The 19,225-nt window shown below is 70.8% G+C and carries 14 protein-coding genes; 7 read left to right on the forward strand and 7 right to left on the reverse strand.

What is annotated here, in order from left to right:
* Window positions 1-107: 107 nt before the first annotated feature.
* Window positions 108-3,197 (forward strand): FG-GAP repeat domain-containing protein, encoded by a 3,090-nt coding sequence (locus OHB56_RS20830; RefSeq protein WP_406354955.1) that lies wholly within the window; start codon window positions 108-110, stop codon window positions 3,195-3,197.
* A gap of 70 nt (window positions 3,198-3,267) precedes the next feature.
* Here OHB56_RS20830 and aspS read toward each other — a convergent pair whose 3' ends face one another.
* Window positions 3,268-5,031, reverse strand: coding sequence for an aspartate--tRNA ligase (gene aspS / locus OHB56_RS20835; protein WP_326753651.1), 1,764 nt, complete (start codon window positions 5,029-5,031; stop codon window positions 3,268-3,270).
* A 156-nt stretch (window positions 5,032-5,187) separates the two neighbouring features.
* Between aspS and OHB56_RS20840 the strand changes: the two genes are divergently transcribed.
* Window positions 5,188-7,422, forward strand: coding sequence for a SpoIIE family protein phosphatase (locus OHB56_RS20840; protein ID WP_406354957.1), 2,235 nt, complete (start codon window positions 5,188-5,190; stop codon window positions 7,420-7,422).
* 6 nt (window positions 7,423-7,428) lie between these two features.
* Here the strand turns inward: OHB56_RS20840 and OHB56_RS20845 are convergent, their stop codons facing one another.
* The 3 genes from OHB56_RS20845 to OHB56_RS20855 form a co-directional block, all read right to left on the reverse strand.
* Window positions 7,429-8,520 (reverse strand): AI-2E family transporter, encoded by a 1,092-nt coding sequence (locus OHB56_RS20845; protein WP_326753653.1) that lies wholly within the window; start codon window positions 8,518-8,520, stop codon window positions 7,429-7,431.
* Window positions 8,521-8,721: 201 nt separating this feature from the next.
* Window positions 8,722-9,702 carry a pirin family protein gene (locus OHB56_RS20850; protein WP_055592596.1) on the reverse strand — a complete coding sequence of 327 codons (981 nt, stop codon included), beginning with the start codon at window positions 9,700-9,702 and terminating at the stop codon, window positions 8,722-8,724.
* Window positions 9,703-9,900: 198 nt separating this feature from the next.
* Complete coding sequence (locus tag OHB56_RS20855; RefSeq protein ID WP_406354959.1) at window positions 9,901-10,392, reverse strand: SseB family protein; 492 nt, start codon at window positions 10,390-10,392, stop codon at window positions 9,901-9,903.
* A 261-nt stretch (window positions 10,393-10,653) separates the two neighbouring features.
* Here OHB56_RS20855 and OHB56_RS20860 point away from each other — a divergent pair, with 261 nt between their 5' ends.
* The 4 genes from OHB56_RS20860 (at window position 10,654) to OHB56_RS20875 (ending at window position 15,074) form a co-directional block, all read left to right on the forward strand.
* Entirely contained in the window at window positions 10,654-12,480 is a 1,827-nt protein-coding gene (locus OHB56_RS20860; RefSeq protein WP_406359170.1) for an acyl-CoA dehydrogenase, read from the forward strand.
* A gap of 136 nt (window positions 12,481-12,616) precedes the next feature.
* A complete protein-coding gene (locus OHB56_RS20865; RefSeq protein WP_326753655.1) occupies window positions 12,617-13,990 on the forward strand; it encodes a M18 family aminopeptidase in 1,374 nt (457 codons plus the stop codon).
* Window positions 13,991-14,171: 181 nt separating this feature from the next.
* Window positions 14,172-14,420 (forward strand): DUF6458 family protein, encoded by a 249-nt coding sequence (locus OHB56_RS20870; RefSeq protein WP_055592593.1) that lies wholly within the window; start codon window positions 14,172-14,174, stop codon window positions 14,418-14,420.
* Window positions 14,421-14,582: 162 nt separating this feature from the next.
* A complete protein-coding gene (locus OHB56_RS20875) occupies window positions 14,583-15,074 on the forward strand; it encodes an LURP-one-related/scramblase family protein (RefSeq protein ID WP_055592592.1) in 492 nt (163 codons plus the stop codon).
* 88 nt (window positions 15,075-15,162) lie between these two features.
* On the opposite strand, the gene OHB56_RS20880 is transcribed toward OHB56_RS20875, so the two are convergent.
* Window positions 15,163-15,981, reverse strand: a complete 819-nt coding sequence (locus OHB56_RS20880) for a carbon-nitrogen family hydrolase (RefSeq protein WP_326753656.1) — start codon at window positions 15,979-15,981, stop codon at window positions 15,163-15,165.
* A 218-nt stretch (window positions 15,982-16,199) separates the two neighbouring features.
* On the opposite strand from OHB56_RS20880, the gene OHB56_RS20885 reads away from it, so the two are divergent.
* Complete coding sequence (locus OHB56_RS20885; protein ID WP_326753657.1) at window positions 16,200-17,024, forward strand: maleylpyruvate isomerase family mycothiol-dependent enzyme; 825 nt, start codon at window positions 16,200-16,202, stop codon at window positions 17,022-17,024.
* A 79-nt stretch (window positions 17,025-17,103) separates the two neighbouring features.
* On the opposite strand, the gene OHB56_RS20890 is transcribed toward OHB56_RS20885, so the two are convergent.
* On the reverse strand, window positions 17,104-18,429 hold the full coding sequence (locus OHB56_RS20890; protein WP_406354962.1) for a nitrate/nitrite transporter: 1,326 nt from the start codon (window positions 18,427-18,429) through the stop codon (window positions 17,104-17,106).
* Between the two features lie 14 nt (window positions 18,430-18,443).
* Window positions 18,444-19,097 carry a GntR family transcriptional regulator gene (locus OHB56_RS20895; protein ID WP_406354964.1) on the reverse strand — a complete coding sequence of 218 codons (654 nt, stop codon included), beginning with the start codon at window positions 19,095-19,097 and terminating at the stop codon, window positions 18,444-18,446.
* Between the last annotated feature and the right edge of the window lie 128 nt (window positions 19,098-19,225).

Genomic DNA, 19,225 nt, shown 5'->3' on the forward strand with positions numbered 1-19,225 from the left:
CCCGTGGCTTGTTCAAGATCCGAGGGCGCGAAAAGAGCTGAAAACCCCCTGGTAGAGTCCGCTCACTTGTGCGAGGGCAGGGGACCCTCGCAGGGAGGGAACCTCACGTGGGCAGACACGCCCTGGGACGGGGCGGTCTGGCCGCCACCGTCGCCACGCTCGCGGTCGCGGCCGCGTCCGTCACCGTCCTCACCGGAAGCAGCGACCCCGCTCGGGCCGCGGGCGCGCAGAGCGCGGCCGGCACCACCAAGATCACGCTCACCGATCCGGCCTCGACCCAGCCGCGCGGCGAACGGCCGTTCGCCGCCGGTCCCAGTGGCTTCCTGCACCGGCAGTCGGGAGTCCCCGGACTGCTGTGGACGAGCTACGCGGACGGCACCACCGTCGGCGTGCGGACCCCGGACGGCGTCTTCACGCAGACGGCGCCGTGCGAGGACCTCGGCTCGACGTGCCGGCAGGCCTGGTACGGCTCGGACGGCGACCTCGTCGCCCTGCCGACGAGCACGTCCGCCACCGCCGTCACCCTGTGGGACCCGGCTACCCGCAAGACGTCGACCGTGACCTCCGCGTACCCCTACCGGGCGCTGGCCGGGACCACCGTCGTCACCAGTCGTACCCTCGTCGACACCGTGGCCGGCGAGCGCCGCGAGCGCCCCTTCACACCGGCCGACGTGGTGGTCAACGACGGCTACGTCCTGGCCGCCGACGCGGCCGGGGTGCTGGTCAGGTCGGGCACCGGCCTGTACTACATCGACATCGAGTCGGCCGCCGTCACCAAGGCGTTCAGCGGCGTCTCCGCCACCGCCCCCGCCGTCCTGAGCGAGGACAGGATCGGCTGGTACGGCGACGGCGGTCTGCACTTCAAGCCGCGCACCGAGCCGGGCGGCGAGGAGAAGTTCGTCGAGCTGCCGGGTCCCTACCAGAGTGCCAAGCCGGCCCTGATCGGTGACTGGCTGCTGCTGCCTCCGCAGACGGGCGCCAGCAGTCTGACGGCCCTCTCCCTCACCGACGGCTCGTCCCGCACCCTGCTGGAGAAGGCCGGCAGGTTCGCGGTACGCGGACCCGGCGACACCGCTCTCGTCAGCGGCGGCACGGGCGCCACCGACTGGTGGGTGCAGCGCGTGAGCACGGCCGCGGACGGCACGCCGAAGCTGACGAAGCTGTACCAGGTGCCCGCGGTCGAGAACGCCAAGACGGGCATCGCCCTCAGCCGCGGCAGCCTGCGGGTCGCACAGGTCGACCCCGGCAACGCCAACGGCCTCCACACCACCTCCGTACGGCCCCTGACGACCAACGGCGGTACGGTGCTCACCGCGTCCCCCGCCACCGAGAGCGCCAAGATCCACCCGAAGTGCCCCTACCCGGACACCACGTGCTCGGCCCTGTGGGGCAACACGGTCACCTCGCCCCGGGACGTCTACCTGGAGGGGGCCTCCGACGTCTACGAGGACGGCCCCGTGCCGGGCTCGGACCGGCTGGTCCCGATCGGCTACAACGCCCTGGGGTTCACCACCACGGGCGGCAGCATCGTCGACGTCTCCGACGACTACGCGGTCTACGACTCCGGCGGTTCCGCCCCGGCCCAGTACGTCGGCCGGTTCGGCCACGGCCAACTGCTGAAGCGCCCGGTCCAAGCCGCCGCCCTCAACGGCCCTGTGCTGTGGAGCGCCACCAGCACCGCCGGCCGGGTCACCTCCTACAGCCTGACGGAGAAGAAGACCCTCACCACGATCGCCGTCCCGGGCGCGCGCTGCGTCCCGAGCGAGCTGCAGGCGGCGGGCCGCTGGCTGTACTGGTCCTGCGGCACTTCCTCGGCGGGCGTGTACGACACCAAGGCCGGCACCTCCCGCGCCGTCACCCCGGGTGACGTACTGCTCGGCGACGGCTTCACGGTCCGCCACGACCACGCGGCCGGCACCCTCGTCCTGACCGACGCGGCCACCGGCGCCACCCGCGTACTGGCCTCCGAGCTACCGGACACCGGCCTGGCCGCCGACCGCCGCTACCGCTGGACCGTGGACGAGTACACGGGCCTGGTGGCCTGGTTCGACATCCACGAGCGCACCCATGTCGCCACGACCGGCTTCTCCCCGTCGGCCCCGACCGCGTTCACGACGGACGCCGCCGCCCAGGCGAACCTGACCGCCGCGAAGCCCTGGACCGGCACCTGGCTGCTGTCCCGCCCCGTCACCTCCTGGTCGCTGACGTTCACGTCCGTGGAGAGCGGCGAGACCGGCAAGGCCACCCGCACCCTCACCGGCGGCGCGGCCACCGCGCAGGTGACGGCGAACTGGGACGGCAGGACAGCGGGCGGTGTCCGCTTCCCCAACGGCCAGTTCAAGTGGAGCCTGAAGGCGACCGGCCTTGGCACCTCCACGGCCGTGACCATCGGCAGCGGCAGCGGCACGCTGACCGGAGGCTCGCCCGTACGCCACGACTACAGCGGTTCGGACGGCACCGGCGACCTGCTCACCATGAACTCCACGGGCTCCCTGACCATCCACCGGGGCACGGGCAAGGGCACCCTCTCGTCCAAGGTGGGCGGTACCGGCTGGCCGAAGGGGACCACGGTCGTGCCCTTCGGTGACCTGAGCGGCGACCGCTGCAACGATCTCGTCGTACGGCCGAGCAACGGCTCGCTGCGGCTCTACAAGCCGAAGTGCGGGGCCGCGCTGAAGGCGTCGACGCCGTACACCACGATCGGCAAGAGCGGCTGGAACCAGTACGACATCATGCTCTCGACCGGTGACATCACCGGGGACGGACGCCCGGACCTGATCGTCCGCAAGGCGTCCACCGGGGACATGTACCTCTACAAGGGCACCAGCGCGGGCAAGCTCTCCGCCCGTGTCAAGATCATGAGCAACTGGAAGACGTACAAGAAGATCGTCGCCGTCGGAGACATCACCGGTGACGGCATCGGCGACCTGCTCGCCCAGGACAAGTCCAACAACCTCTACCGCTACAACGGCACACGTACCGGCACCTTCAAGGCCCGCGTCAGGATCGCCACCAAGTGGGGCGGCTCCTACAACGCCGTCGTCGGCGTGGGCGACCTCAACCGCGACGGCATCGGCGACCTGATCTCCCGGGACACCTCCGGCAAGCTGTTCCGCAACTACGGCAACGGAAAGGGCGGCATCGGCGCACGGACCCAGATCGGCACCGGCTGGGGCGGATACAAGGCCCTGTACTGACCGCGTCCGAACAGAAAGCGGCTCGGAACCGGTGTCCGGTTCCGAGCCGCTTTCATGCTGTGCCTGTGGCCTACTTCGCCTGCGGCTTGCGCACCGTCAGGTGCAGTTCCTTCAGGCGGGCCTCGTCCAGCTCCGTCGGGGCGCCCATCATCAGGTCCTGGGCGTTGCCGTTGAGCGGGAAGGCGATGGTCTCGCGGATGTTGGGCTCGTCGGCGAGGAGCATGACGATGCGGTCGACGCCGGGCGCGATGCCGCCGTGCGGCGGGGCGCCGAAGCGGAAGGCGCGCAGCATGCCGGCGAACTTGTCCTCGACCGTCTCACGGTCGTAGCCCGCGATCTCGAAGGCCTTGATCATGATGTCCGGCTCGTGGTTCCGGATCGCGCCCGAGGACAGCTCGACGCCGTTGCAGACGATGTCGTACTGCCAGCCCAGGATGTCCAGCGGGTCCTGGGTCTCCAGGGCCTCCAGGCCGCCCTGCGGCATCGAGAAGGGGTTGTGCGAGAAGTCGATCCGCCCCGTCTCCTCGTCCTTCTCGTACATCGGGAAGTCGACGATCCAGCAGAAGCGGAAGACGTCCTCCTCGAACTGGCCGGCCCGCTTCGCGGCCTCGACCCGGACAGCGCCCATGATCTTGGAGACCTCGTCGAACTCGCCCGCGCCGAAGAACACCGCGTGGCCGGGGGCGAGGGACAGCCGCTTGGTCAGCTCCGCGATGTTCGCCTCGGTCAGGAACTTCGCGATCGGGCCGGTCAGCGAGCCGTCCTCGGCCACCCGCACCCACGCCAGGCCCTTGGCGCCCTGCGAGACCGCGTAGTCACCGAGCTGGTCGAAGAACTTGCGCGGCTGACCGGAGACGTCCGGCACCGGCAGCGCGCGCACGTGCTTGCCGGCGAACGCCTTGAACTCCGACCCCTCGAAGACGTCGGTGATGTCGACGAGCTCCAGCTTGGCGCGCAGGTCAGGCTTGTCGGAGCCGTACTTCAGCATCGCCTCGCGGAACGGGATCCGCGGGAACGGCGAGGTCACGTGACGGCCGTTGCCGAACTCCTCGAAGAGCTCGGTCATGAGCTTCTCGATGGGCTGGAAGACGTCCTCCTGCTCGACGAAGCTCATCTCCACGTCGAGCTGGTAGAACTCGCCCGGCGAGCGGTCCGCGCGGGCGTCCTCGTCGCGGAAGCAGGGCGCGATCTGGAAGTAGCGGTCGAAGCCGGAGACCATCAGCAGCTGCTTGAACTGCTGCGGAGCCTGCGGCAGCGCGTAGAACTTGCCCGCGTTGAGGCGCGACGGGACGACGAAGTCGCGGGCGCCCTCGGGCGAGGTCGCGCTGAGGATCGGCGTCGCCATCTCGTTGAAGCCCAGCGCCGTCATCTTGTGGCGGATGGCCGAGATCACCGACGTCCGCAGCAGGATGTTGCGGTGCATGCGCTCGCGGCGCAGGTCCAGGAAGCGGTACTCCAGGCGCCGCTCCTCGTTGACCCCGTCCTCGGCGTTGATCGTGAAGGGGAGCGGAGCCGCCGCGCCCAGCACCTCGACCTCGCCGACCTCGACCTCGACCTCACCGGTCGGCAGTTCGGGGTTGACGTTCTCCGTGCCGCGGGAGACGACCTTGCCGTCGATCCGGACGACGGTCTCCTTGGAGAGCCGGTCCAGGGCCTCGTAGGCGGGCGTGCCGGGACGGGCCACGAGCTGCGTGATGCCGTAGTGATCGCGCAGATCGATGAAAAGGATGCCGCCCAGGTCGCGCCGATTGTGCAGCCAGCCGCTCAACCGGACGTCGGTGCCGACGTCAGAGGCGCGGAGCTCGCCGCAGGTGTGGGACCTGTACCGATGCATCGTCGTTCATCCAGCCTTCGCGGATCGGGGTCTTTGTTTCACGTGAAACTCCCCCAAGCCTACCGGCCGGTCCAAGATCGCCGCCCCAGGATTGTCTGACGGTGCCACGGAGAACGCCGGTAGCATTTTTGTGCTGAAGCTCCATAAAGTGGGGCAATGCGCACAGGTGAGCCCCTGCCGTCCATGGAGGAGGTCCTCGCCCTCGTCGACACCGGCCGATGGCACTGGGACACGGCAGCCGGGCTGGTCACGGTCGACGAGGTGGCGGCACGGCTCCTGGGGCTGCCCGCCGAGCAGGCCACCCTCACCGAGGCCCAGGTCCGGGCCCGGCTGCACCCGGTCGACTGGAACGAGATCACCGGGGTGATCCGGCTCGCCGTCGCCGAAGGCACCCTCTCCGAGGTGCGCATCCGGATCATGGACGACCGGGGACGGATCGTACGGGTGGTGCGCAGCCGTTCCAAGCCGACCTTCGATCCCCTGCGCAATGCGTACCTGCTCACCGGAACCCTTCAGGAGGTCACCGACCCGGTGCCCTGCACGTCCGCGGACCGTGGGACGGTCACCGGCGACTGGCGCCGGTCCCGGGAGGCGTTCCTGCTGGACGCGGGCAGGGCGCTGGCCGAGGCGCGGTCGACGCAGGAAGTGCTGCGGGTCGTGGCGAACCTCTCGATGCCGGGCTTCTCACCCGACGGACTCGCGGTGTTCGGCGTGACGGGCGACCGGCTCACCATCATCGGCCACCACGGGCAGGAACCCGCTGCCGAGGACGCCTTCTACATGCCTCTGGACACGCCCTACCCGGCCGCCGAGGTGGTACGGACGGGCCGCGCGATCTACCTGTCCACCCCGCAGCAGTACCGGGCCCGCTATCCCCTCACCTGGCCGCTCGCCGAACGCTTCGGCCGCAGTTCCTGGGCATTCCTGCCACTGATCGTGTCCGGCCGCACGATGGGCACCTGGATGGCGGCCTTCGTCAACCCGGTCGCCTTCACCCCCGACGAGCGGTCGGTGCTGACCACCGTGGCACGGATGCTGGCCCAGGCGCTGAGCCGCGCGGGCACCGCGGAGAGCGAGCGGGCCCTCACCGACGGCCTGCAGCGCTCGATGCTGCCGAGGCTCGGCCCACAGCGCATCCCCGGCATGACCCTCGCCGCCCGGTACATCCCCACCGGCGGCGGCCTCCAGGTGGGCGGCGACTGGTACGACGTGATTCCCCTGCCGAACGGACGGTTCGCCCTGATCATCGGAGATGTCCAGGGCCACGACGTACGGGCCGCCGGGCTCATGGGCCAGCTGCGGATAGCCCTGCGGGCGTACGCCTCCGAAGGGCACCGGCCCGACGCCGTACTCTCCCGCGCCTCCCGCTTCCTGTACGGGATCAACGAGGTGGACCCCGTCGATCCGCGCTTCGCGACCTGCCTCTACGTGGAGGTCGACCCTGTCGGCGGAGTGCTGGACGTCGCCCGCGCGGGACACCCCGAGCCGGCGGTCCGCATGCCCGACACGACCGTGCTGACCCGGCAGACGGCCGGCGGGCTTCCGCTGGGCATCGACCCGGACGCCGACTACCCCACCACCCGCATGCCCCTGGAACCCGGTGAGACCCTGCTGGTCTGCACGGACGGTCTGATCGAGACCGGCGGCCATGACCTGGACACCGGCTGGCAGCGGCTGCGCGGCATCCTCGAACGCCACGAGGGCAACCTGGAGGAACTGGCGGACGCCCTGGTCCAGGCGGTCCACGGCCCCTCCTCGCACCACACCACCGGCCCTCTGATCGACCGCCGCGAGGACGACATCGCCCTGCTGCTGCTCTCCCGTCGGACCGAGGGCCACGGCGCCGGCACGGGCCTGGACGGGGTACGGGCGTCGCTGCGCCGCACCATGCTGACGGTGGAGCAGGCGGAACCGGAACGGGTCGCGGAAGCCCGGCGGCAACTGCGCGAGCTGCTGCACGACTGGTGCTCGACGGACCAGGTCGACTCGGCGGTCCTGCTCCTGTCGGAGGTGCTCACCAACGTCCTCGTGCACACCGACGCCGCCGCCCTGCTCGAAGCCGAGATCACCGACGGGCCCCGGGGCCGCCGGATGCGCATCGAGGTCACCGACTCGGGCGACGACCTCCCGCACCGGCGCACACCGGGCGAGCTGGCGTCCTCCGGCCGCGGCCTGCTGCTGATCGACCTCCTGGCCCACGCCTGGGGCGTCGCCCCGCGCGGCAAGGGCAAGAGCATCTGGTTCGAGCTGGACGAGTCGGAAGCCCCGCCGGACGGGACCGACAGGACCGACAGGGCCGACGGGACCGACAGGGCCGACGGGACCGACAGGACCGCTCCCTCAAGGCCTCCCGAGGGCCGCAAGCCCGCCGAGAGCCGCGCCGCCCCGTGAAGTCCCTCACGACGGCTCGGGCTCCGGGGGCGACTTCGAGGGCGGTTCCGCCGACGCGTTGTGGCGTTGGCGCAGTTCGTCCAGGACCCCGAAGACCGCCGCCGTCACCGGTACCGCCATCAGCATGCCGACGATCCCGGCGACCGAGGCACCGGCGGTGATGGCGATCATGACGACCGCCGGATGCATCTGCACGGTGCGGCTCTGGATCATCGGCTGGAGCACGTGCCCCTCCAGCGCCTGCACCGCGAGGACCACGCCGAGCACCCACAGCGCGATGAGGAACCCCCGGTCGGCCAGCGCCACCAGGACGGCCACCGCCCCGGAGATGAACGCCCCGAGGTAGGGGATGTACGCCCCGACGAAGACCAGCGCGCCCAGCCCGACGGCGCCCGGCACCTCGAGGATCAGCAGCCCGACGGTGATGCAGACGGCGTCGATGAAGGCGATGAAGGTGGTCCCCCGCATGAAGCCCTCGACCCCCCGGAAGGCTCGCCGGGCCATGGCCAGCACCGCGTCCCCGGAATCGCCCGGCACGAGCCCGCGCAGTTTCTCGGCGGCCCGGTCGGAGTCGCGCAGGAAGAAGAAGACGAGCAGCAGCGCGAGCACCGCCATGGCGATCGCCTGTCCCACCACGCCGACCCCGCTGATGACACCCGACGCGGCCGTGCCCCCGAACTTGGACAGCAGGTCGCGCGCGTTCCCCACGACGTCGTCCAGGGAGGTGTCGGCCGCCCCGAAATGCTTGCTGAGATCACGCGCCGCGGTCCTGAGCGAGGCGATGATCTGGTCCCCGGAATCGACCAGCGCGGACACGACGATGTACAGCGCCCCGCCGACCACCGCGACGACGGCGACGCAGGTCAGGCCCGCCGACAAGGACCGCTGCACCCCGACCCGCACCATCCGCCGGTGCAACGGCCGCAGCAGAGCCGTCCCGAGCAGGGCGAGCAGTACGGGAATCACGGCCGTCCGGAACTGCACGCACAGCAGCACCACGACGTAACCGACCCCGCAGGCGAGCAGGATGACGGCACACCAGGCGGCGAACCGCCGAACGGCTTCGGGCAGCAACGGAGATGACGAGGAGTCCTGCATCGTCTCAGCCGATCACGCCCGGCACACCCTGTCCACCCGCCGGCCGCCCGTCCCGGGCCACCGCACCGAAAGCAGCACGTCGTCTCCCCTCCTCCGCTCCCGGCCACCGCACCGGGAACGGCGGACGGCCCCGCCCGGAATCGGACGGGGCCGCCACACGCTCGGCCGCTCAGGACTCCCCTAGCTCCCGGGGCTCCCGGGTCAGGACTCCTGCGGTCCCGATGCCGACATGCCGTGCACGGCCGGGACGGAACCCAGACGGCCCTTCTGGAAGTCCTCGAAAGCCTGCTGGAGCTCCTCGCGGGTGTTCATGACGAACGGCCCGTAGTGCGCCATCGGCTCCCGGATCGGCTGTCCGCCGAGCAGGACGACCTCCAGGTCCGGCGTGTTCGAGTCCTGCTTCTCGTCCGCGCGGACGGTCAGCGAGCCACCGGCGCCGAAGACGGCCGTCTGCCCCACGTGCACCGGACGGCGGTCGGTGCCGACCGCGCCGCGGCCGGCCATCACGTAGGCCAGCCCGTTGAAGTCCTCGCGCCAGGGCAGGGTGATCTCGGCGCCCGGAGCCAGCGTCGCGTGGACCATCGTGATGGGCGTGTGCGTGATGCCGGGGCCCTCGTGGCCGTCCAGCTCACCGGCGATGACCCGCAGCAGCGCGCCGCCGTCGGGGGAGGTGAGCAGCTGGACGCTGCCGCTGCGGATGTCCTGGTAGCGCGGCGCCATCATCTTGTCCTTGGCCGGCAGGTTCACCCACAGCTGGAGGCCGTGGAAGAGGCCGCCGGACATGACCAGGGACTCCGGCGGCGCCTCGATGTGCAGCAGCCCGGAACCGGCCGTCATCCACTGGGTGTCGCCGTTGGTGATCGTGCCGCCACCGCCGTTGGAGTCCTGGTGGTCGAAGATCCCGTCGATGATGTAGGTGACGGTCTCGAATCCGCGGTGCGGGTGCCAGGGCGTTCCCTTGGGCTCGCCGGGCGCGTACTCCACCTCGCCCATCTGGTCCATCATGATGAACGGGTCGAGATGACGGTAGTTGATCCCGGCGAACGCCCGGCGCACCGGAAAGCCCTCGCCCTCGAAACCGCTCGGCGCGGTCGTGACGGTGAGCACGGGACGTGCCACGGCGTCGGCCGAAGCGGTCACACGGGGAAGCGTCAGCGGGTTCTCGACGGTCACTGCAGGCATGTCGGTACCTCTCTCTCGTGCGGCCATTTTAGTTGAGCGTTGAACTTTCCGCCAGCAGCAACGGAGAAAGCCCGGAGGGCATTCCCTCCGGGCTCGGCAGGTTCCGGGGCGGGCGGAGATCACCCGCCCGTCACGCGACGACGGCGACCCCGGCGACGGCACCGGGCGTGCCCGTGACCGGGGCGTCCGGGGCGGGCCCTAGCCGTACATGCGCCGCATCGCGAACTCGACCATCTGCTCCACTGCCTTCGCGTCGAACACCATCCGGTGCTCGCCCTCCATGTCCAGCACGAAGCCGTAGCCGGTCGGCAGCAGGTCGATCATCTCGGCGCCGGTGATCACGAAGTACTTGGACTCCTTGCCCGCGTACCGCCGCAGCTCCTTCAGCGAGGTGAACATCGGGATCACCGGCTGCTGGGTGTTGTGCAGGGCGAGGAACCCCGGATTGTCGCCGCGCGGGCAGTACACCTTGGACGTCGCGAAGACCTGCTGGAAGTCCTCGGCGGTCACCTGACCCGTGGTGAAGGCGCGCACCGCGTCCGCGAGCGACGGTGCGGACGGCTCCGGGTACAGCGGCGGCTGCTGTTGCTGCTGTTGCTGCTGCTGCTGCTGCCCGTAGCCGCCCGGCATCTGCTGCTGCGGCGGGACATACCCCTGCTGTGCCCCTACGTTCTGGTCGTAGCCGTACATGCGCGCAAGCGTACCGAGGGCACCGGAGGGGCGGGCGGGTACGGGCCGGTAAGGACCGACGGACCGAGGGCCGGCCCTTCCCGGCGATCCGCGGCCGGGCGCTCCGGAAAGTCCCCGGAGGCGGATCTCGTCACAGATGGCCGGATCGGGCTTGCTTCTTATTACTGGCGGGTAGCATCATCGTAGCCACTTGTTGGAATGCAAACCTGTGCGAGGAATCAAGTGCCTCGCCGATCTCTCTACGGACCGGGAGCCGTCACCATGGGGCACTACAAGTCCAACCTCCGCGACATCGAGTTCAACCTGTTCGAGGTCCTCGGGCGCGACAAGCTGTACGGCACCGGGCCGTTCGAAGAGATGGACGTCGACACCGCGAAGAGCGTCCTCGAGGAGCTGACCCGCCTCTCGGAGAACGAGCTGGCCGAGTCCTTCACCGACGCCGACCGCAACCCCCCGGTCTTCGACCCGGAGACCAACACCGCACCGGTTCCCGCGTCCTTCAAGAAGAGCTACCAGGCCTTCATGGACTCCGAGTACTGGCGGCTCGGCGTGCCCGAGGCCGTCGGCGGCACGACGGCGCCCCCGACGCTGATCTGGGCGTACGCCGAGCTGATCCTGGGCGCCAACCCGGCCGTGTGGATGTACTCGTCCGGTCCCGCCTTCGCCGGGGTCCTGCACGACGAGGGCAACGACACGCAGAAGAAGATCGCCCAGATCGCCGTCGAGAAGCAGTGGGGCTCCACCATGGTCCTCACCGAGCCGGACGCCGGCTCGGACGTGGGCGCCGGCCGCACCAAGGCCGTGCAGCAGGAGGACGGCTCCTGGCACATCGAGGGCGTGAAGCGGTTCATCACCTCGGGTGAGCACGACATGTCGGAGAACATCCTCCACTACGTGCTCGCGCGTCCCGAGGGCGCCGGGCCCGGCACCAAGGGCCTGTCCCTCTTCCTCGTCCCGAAGTACCTCTTCGACTTCGAGAGCGGCGAGCTGGGCGAGCGCAACGGCGTCTACGCCACGAACGTCGAGCACAAGATGGGCCTGAAGGCCTCCAACACCTGCGAGATGACCTTCGGCGACCGGCACCCCGCCAAGGGCTGGCTGATCGGCGACAAGCACGACGGCATCCGCCAGATGTTCCGCATCATCGAGTTCGCCCGCATGATGGTCGGCACGAAGGCGATCTCCACCCTCTCCACCGGCTACCTCAACGCGCTGGAGTACGCCAAGGAGCGCGTCCAGGGACCGGACCTCGCGAACTTCATGGACAAGTCCGCGCCCAAGGTCACCATCACCCACCACCCCGACGTGCGCCGCTCGCTGATGACGCAGAAGGCGTACGCGGAGGGCATGCGCGCGCTCGTCCTGCACACCGCCTCGGTGCAGGACACGATCGCGGTCAAGACGGCCGCGGGCGAGGACACCTCGGTCGACCACGCGCTCAACGACCTGCTCCTGCCCATCGTCAAGGGCTACGGCTCCGAGAAGGGCTACGAGCAGCTCGCCCAGTCGCTGCAGACGTTCGGCGGCTCCGGCTTCCTGCAGGAATACCCGATCGAGCAGTACATCCGCGACTCCAAGATCGACACCCTGTACGAGGGCACCACCGCGATCCAGGGGCAGGACTACTTCTTCCGGAAGATCGTCCGCAACCAGGGCGCGGCCCTGAACTCGATCGCCGAGGACATCAAGCAGTTCCTCGCCCTCGGCACCGGCGGCGAGGAGCTGGCGGGCGCCCGCGAGCACCTGGCCAAGGCCGCCGTCGAGCTGGAGGCCATCGTCGGCCTGATGCTCACCGACCTCGCGGCCACCGAGCAGGACGTCAAGAACATCTACAAGGTGGGCCTGAACACCACCCGCCTGCTGATGGCCTCCGGTGACGTGATCGTCGGCCACCTGCTCCTGCGGGGTGCCGCGGTCGCCGCCGAGAAGCTCCAGACGGCCTCCGCCAAGGACGTCCCCTTCTACACCGGCAAGATCGCCGCGGCGAAGTTCTTCGCGTCCAACGTCCTGCCCGGGGTCACCCTGGCCCGCAAGATCGCCGAGGGCGTCGAGCTGGACCTGATGGAGCTGGACGAGGCGGCCTTCTAGGCCTCCCGGCGCAGATCGCGCGCGAGCGGACAAGATCGCCCGGTCCCGTCCGCTGCTCTCCGAGTCCGTCCGAACCCGTACGAGGGCCCGCTTCCGCGCCAGGGAAGCGGGCCCTCGTCCTCGTTAAGGTGAACCCATGAGCGAACCCGTCCGCCCGTCTCCCGCCGCCGCCCCTCCACGGAGCGCCGAGCGCGCCCCTCTCAGCTTCGACCGCGGCCACACCGACGACCTCATGACCTTCCTCGCCGCCTCCCCCACGCCGTACCACGCGGTGGCGAACGTCGCCGAGCGGCTGGAGAAGGCGGGCTTCCGCCAGGTCATGGAGACGGACGCCTGGGACGCCGGGACATCGGCGGCTCCCGCCGCGGGCAGCGGCGGAAAGTACGTACTGCGCGGCGGCGCGATCATCGCCTGGTACGTCCCCGAGGGCACCGCGCACCACACGCCGTTCCGGATCGTCGGCGCCCACACCGACTCCCCCAACCTGCGGGTGAAGCCGCGGCCCGACAGCGGGACGCAGGGCTGGCGCCAGGTGGCCGTGGAGATCTACGGCGGGCCGCTGCTCAACTCCTGGCTCGACCGCGACCTCGGCCTGGCCGGCCGGCTGTCCCTGCGGGACGGTTCGACCCGGCTGGTGAACGTCGACCGGCCGCTGCTGCGCGTCCCGCAGCTCGCCATCCACCTGGACCGCTCGGTGAACGCCGACGGCCTCAAGCTCGACAAGCAGCGCCACATGCAGCCGGTCTGGGGCCTGGGCGAGGACGTGTGCGACGGCGACCTCATCGCCTTCCTGGAGGACACCGCCGGGGTCCCGTCCGGCGAGGTCACCGGCTGGGACCTGATGGTGCACTCCGTGGAGCCGCCGGCGTACCTGGGCCGCGACAAGGAGCTGCTGGCGGGCCCGCGCATGGACAACCTGCTGTCCGTGCACGCCGGTACGGCCGCGCTGACGGCGGCCGCCGCGGCCGGGGCCGGGCTGCCCCACATCCCCGTCCTGGCCGCCTTCGACCACGAGGAGAACGGCTCCCAGTCCGACACCGGTGCGGACGGGCCGCTGCTCGGCGGCGTGCTGGAGCGCTCGGTGTTCGCCCGCGGCGGCTCGTACGAGGACCGGGCGCGCGCCTTCGCCGGCACCGTCTGCCTCTCCTCGGACACCGGTCACGCCGTCCACCCCAACTACGCGGAGCGGCACGACCCGACGCACCACCCGCGCGTCGACGGCGGCCCGATCCTCAAGGTCAACGTCAACAACCGCTACGCGACGGACGGTTCGGGCCGGTCCGTGTTCGCGGCGGCCTGCGAGAAGGCGGGCGTGCCCTTCCAGTCGTTCGTCTCCAACAACTCCATGCCGTGCGGCACCACGATCGGCCCGATCACCGCGGCCCGGCACGGCATCAGGACCGTCGACATCGGCGTGGCCATCCTGTCGATGCACAGCGCGCGCGAACTGTGCGGTGCGAAGGACCCGTTCCTCCTGGCGAACGCGCTGACGGCGTTCCTGGAGGGATAGGGGCGCCCGCCCCGTCACCGGCCGCGTGCGTCGGGGGCGGGTCGACCTCCCGTCGGAGACCCGCTTCTCCCGACGGGAGGTCAACCCGCCCCCGACGCATGAGTGATGACCTTCCGGGTACCTGGAGGCAACCGGAAGGACCGGGGAAGAACCGGGAGAACCGGATAGGGAGGCGGCACTCATGGGACTCGGAGGGTGCATCATCCTGATCGCCGTAGGGGCGATCCTCACCTTCGCGACCGACTGGGACATGCAGGGAGTCAATCTGAACCTGGTCGGCGTCATCTTCATGATCGTCGGACTGATCGGCGTGGCGACCTTCAGCAGCATCGCCCGGCGCAGGCGCGTCGTCGTCCCACCGACCACGCCCGTCATCGACGACACCCGCCCGCGCAGCCGCGACGGATACAGCGACGGATACGGGGTCTGACCGAACGTCACCGGTGCGCGTACGCCGTGGGCGTGCCGTGTACCCCGCATGCGCCGGGCCCACCACATGCGCCATGTACACCGCAGGTGCCGGGTACGCCGTATGCCGACAATCGGCCTAGTGACGGCGTCGGGAGGCGGGCGGCGGGGCACCCGTGATGGCATGAGATTCCTCGTACGCGACCGGCTCCTCGGAATCGGTGACGACTACTGGATCGAGGACGACCAGGGCAACAAGGTCTTCCTCGTCGACGGCAAGGCCATGCGACTGCGGGACACCTTCGAGCTGAAGGACGTCCGGGGCCGTGTGCTCATCGACATCCGCAAGAAGATGTTCGCCCTGCGCGACACCATGGTGATCGAGCGGGACGGCGAGGCACTGGCGGCGATCCGGCGCAAGCGGCTGTCCCTGCTGCGCAACCACTACCGGGTCACTCTGGCCGACGGCACCGAACTGGACGTCAGCGGCAAGATCCTCGACCGCGAGTTCGCCGTGGAGTACGACGGCGAACTGCTCGCCGTGATCTCGCGGCGCTGGCGGCACATCCGGGAGACGTACGGCGTCGACGTCGTACGGGACGACGCGGACCCGGCGCTGCTGATCGCGGTGGCGGTGTGCGTGATCCACCTGGCGGAGAAGGAGCGGGAGGGCTAGGGCCCGCCCGGGGCCCTCTCCAGGGTCCCGCTCCGGAGCCCGCCCCGGGTCCGTTCCTCGGGGTCCTCGGGGTCCTCGGGGCGGAGGCTCAGCGGTGCGGGCGGTCCAGACCGAGGACGCGGTCCTTGAGGGCCGGGAACTGCTCGCGGGTCTTCGCCACCCTCGCCGGGTCGAAGTCCACCGTAAGGACCTGTTCCCCCGAGCCGGCCTCCGCCAGGACCTCCCCCCACGGATCGACCACGATCGAGTGACCCGCCTGCGGAACTCCGGCGTGGGTCCCGGCCGTTCCGCACGCGAGGACGTACGCCTGGTTCTCCACGGCCCGCGCCCGCGCCAGGAGCGTCCAGTGGGACCGCCGCCGGTCCGGCCAGCCCGCCGGGACGACCAGCGTCTCGGCACCGGCGTCGACGAGACCGCGGAAGAGTTCGGGGAAGCGGAGGTCGTAGCAGGTCGCGAGACCGAGCGTGGTGTGCGGCAGCGGCACCGTCACCAGCGCGTCGCCCGCGCTCATCAGGACGGCCTCCCCCTGATCGAAGCCGAAGCGGTGGATCTTGCGGTAGACGGCGGCCAGGTCTCCGGCGGGGGAGAGGACGAGCGAGGTGTTGTAGAGCGGCCCGTCACCCGTGGCGGAGCCGCCGTCGGCGGCGGCCCGCTCCGGGACGGAGCCCGCGTGCAGCCACACCCCCGCGTCGCGCGCGGCCGCGGCCATCGCCTCGAGGGTCGGCCCGTGGAGGGGTTCCGCCTCGCGCGCGAAGTCCTCGTGGGCGAACGCGCCGGTCGTCCACAGCTCCGGCAGGACGACGAGGTCCGCCCCGGCCTGTTCCCGTACCAGAGCGGCCACCCTGCGCCGACGGGATTCGACCGATTCGCCCTCGTTCACGTCGACTTGGAGCAACGAAGCGCGCACAATACCACCGTCCTGGCATTCGACTCGTCGGCACGGCCTACGATCGTCACACGAAAGCACTGCCGGGGTGCCTCACAGCAGCGTAACTTGGGGGCCCTCCCGGTTCGAGCGTAGTCAAGAACCGGGGGAGTCCCGAGACGCCCGCCGAGCGCAGCCACCGCCCACTGGCACCGCCGCCACAACCTGCCCGTGTACCGACCGCCGAGGGGTCCCGTTCCGTGAGTCTGCATCCCACCCTCCAGCCCTACGCCGACGCCTGGAACCATTCCGTCGAGGCGATATCCGAGCTGGTGCAGCCGCTCGTGGAGGCCGACTGGAACCGGCGGACGCCGTGCCCGGGGTGGTCGGTCCGCGACGTGGTCTCCCACGTCATCGGTCTGGACTGCGAGATGCTGGGCGACCCGCGCCCGATCCACACACTCCCGCGCGACCTGTTCCACGTCACCGACGACCAGCAGCGCTACATGGAGATACAGGTCGACGTGCGGCGCCACCACACGGCGCCGGAGATGACCTCCGAGCTGGAGTACACGATCATCCGCCGCAACCGCCAGCTGCGGAACGATGCGCGTGAGCCCGGCAGGACGGTGCGCGGCCCGCTCGGCTCGGAGCTCACGCTGGAGGAGTCCATGCGCCGGCACGCGTGCGACGTGTGGGTGCACGAGCAGGACCTGCGCGCGGCCCTCGGCCGCCCCGGCAACCTCGACTCCCCCGGCGCGCACGTCGCCCGCGACGTGCTGCTCGCGGAGCTGCCGCGGGTGGTCGCCGAGAAGGCGGAGGCACCACGCAGCTCGGCCGTGGTGATCGACGTCCACGGGCCCGTGGAGTTCCTGCGCACCATCCGCGTCGACATCCAGGGCCGCGGCACGCTGGAGACCGCCCCGGCGCTCGGCCCGGCCGTCACACTCGGCCTCGACTGGGAGACGTACGTCCGCCTGGCGTGCGGCCGGGTGACGCCGGAGGCGGTGTCGGACCGGGTGAAGACGGAGGGCGACCCGGACCTGGCGGCGGCGATCCTGCGGCACTTCGCGGTGACGCGGTAGAACCGACGGGAGCGGGGCGCCGGGGCTCCGGGGCGGCCCTGTACGGCGACCTCCTGGGCCCCGGCGGCCGCCCACGCCCCTACACCGGCTGCACCGGCACGTGCACGCTCTCCACCCGGCTGGCGACCAGCCGTTCCCGCTCCCTGCGCGCCGCCTGCCCGCGCAGCCGCAGGATCTGGGTGAGCCCGAAAGCCTGGAGGACGAAGACGGCGGCGAAGGCGACGCCGTAGTCCCCGCCGGTGGCGTCCAGGAGCACGCCGACGGCGAACAGGGTGGTCATGGACGCGATGAAGCCGCCCATGTTGGTGATGCCGGACGCCGTGCCCTGCCGCTCCGGCGGGTTCACCGGACGGGAGAAGTCGAAGCCGATCATCGAGGCCGGACCGCAGGCGCCCAGCACCGTGCACAGCACCACCAGCAGCCACATCGGCGCCGTCTCGCCCGGGTAGACCAGCGTGACCGCCCACAGCAGGGCCGTCACCCCCACGGTCCCGAGGACCAGCGGCAGCCGCGCGCCGTGCTGCCGGGCGATCAGCTGACCGTAGACGAGACCGAAGACCATGTTGGACAGCACCACGAGGGTGAGCAGCTCACCGGCGGTGGCCCGGGACAGCCCCTGCGCCTCGACGAGGAACGGCATGCCCCACAGCAGCAGGAACACCATCGCCGGGAACTGCGTGGTGAAGTGCACCCACATGCCGAGCCGGGTCCCCGGTTCGCGCCAGGAGGCGGCGATCTGCCGGCGCACGTAAGCGGCGCCCTGGTGCGGGACGGGGTCCGGCTCGTGGCCCTCGGGATGGTCCTTCAGGAACAGCAGGAGCAGGACGAACACCACGACGCCGGCGAGCGCGCTGCCCGCGAAGGCCGCCGTCCAGCCGATGCCGTGCAGCAGCCGGGCCAGGACCAGGGTGGAGACGAGGTTGCCCGCCATGCCGGCCAGCCCGGCGAGCTGCCCGATCAGCGGCCCGCGCCGGGCCGGGAACCACCGGCTGCCCAGCCGCAGCACGCTGATGAACGTCATGGCGTCCCCGCAGCCGAGCAGGGCACGGGAGGCGAGCGCCATGCCGTACGACGGGGAGAGGGCGAAGCCGAGCTGTCCGACCGTGAACAGCACGACACCGATGCCCAGCACCTTCTTGGTGCCGAGCCGGTCGACGAGCAGGCCGACGGGTATCTGCATGCCCGCGTAGACCAGCAGCTGGAGGATGGAGAAGGTGGACAGGGCGGAGGCGTTGACCCCGAAGCGGTCGGCCGCGTCGAGGCCGGCCACCCCCAGGGACGTACGGAAGATGACGGCGACGAAGTAGACCGAGACACCGATCCCCCACACCATCAGGGCCCGCCGCCCGCCCGGAGGATCCCCGGGCAGGGCGCTCCCGCCGTTCCTCGCACTCCCGCCGCTCATGGCCCTCCCGCCCCTCATCGCACCTCTCCCCGGGCCAGGTGGGAGAACCAGCCGACGTGCCGGTTGACGGCCCCGGCGGCCGCCTCCGGGTCGCCCGAGCGCAACGCTTCGAGGATCTCCTGGTGCTCGGAGAGGGTCTTCGCGATGCGGTCGGGGTGCGAGTGCATGACGGCGACTCCCATTCGCAGCTGACGGTCGCGGAGCTGGTCGTAGAGGCGGGAGAGGATCTCGTTGCCGCCGCTGCGGACGATCTCCGCGTGGAAACAGCGGTCGGTGACGGACGCGGCGGCCAAGTCACCGGCGGCGGCCTGCTCCTTCTGCCGGGCGAGCAGCGCCTCCAGGCGCTCGATGAGCCCGGGGGGCGCGGGGACGGCCTTGCGCACCGCGTGCTCCTCGACGAGCAGCCGGGTCTCGACGACGTCGGCGATCTCCTGCGCGGAGACGGGCAGGACGAGGGCGCCCTTCTTCGGGTAGAGCCGGATCAGGCCCTCGGCCTCCAGCCGCAGCAGCGCCTCACGCACCGGTGTGCGCGAGACCCCGGCGGCGTTGGCCAGCTCCCCCTCGGTCAGCAGCGTGCCGCCCTCGTAACGGCGCTCGAGGACACCCTGCTTGACGTGGACGTAGACGCGTTCGGCGGCGGGGGGTTGCTTCACGGGAGCCGGACTCATGCCGACAGGATAGATACAACACGTGTGCGTGGATGCATCCGTCCATCATCCGGACCGACCGCGCCACCCCGCCGCACCACCCCTGCCGCACCGCCCCTGCCGCACCGCCCTGCCACACCACCCCTGTC

It is taken from the genome of Streptomyces sp. NBC_01635, assembly GCF_045209715.1.
Taxonomy (GTDB): domain Bacteria; phylum Actinomycetota; class Actinomycetes; order Streptomycetales; family Streptomycetaceae; genus Streptomyces; species Streptomyces hirsutus.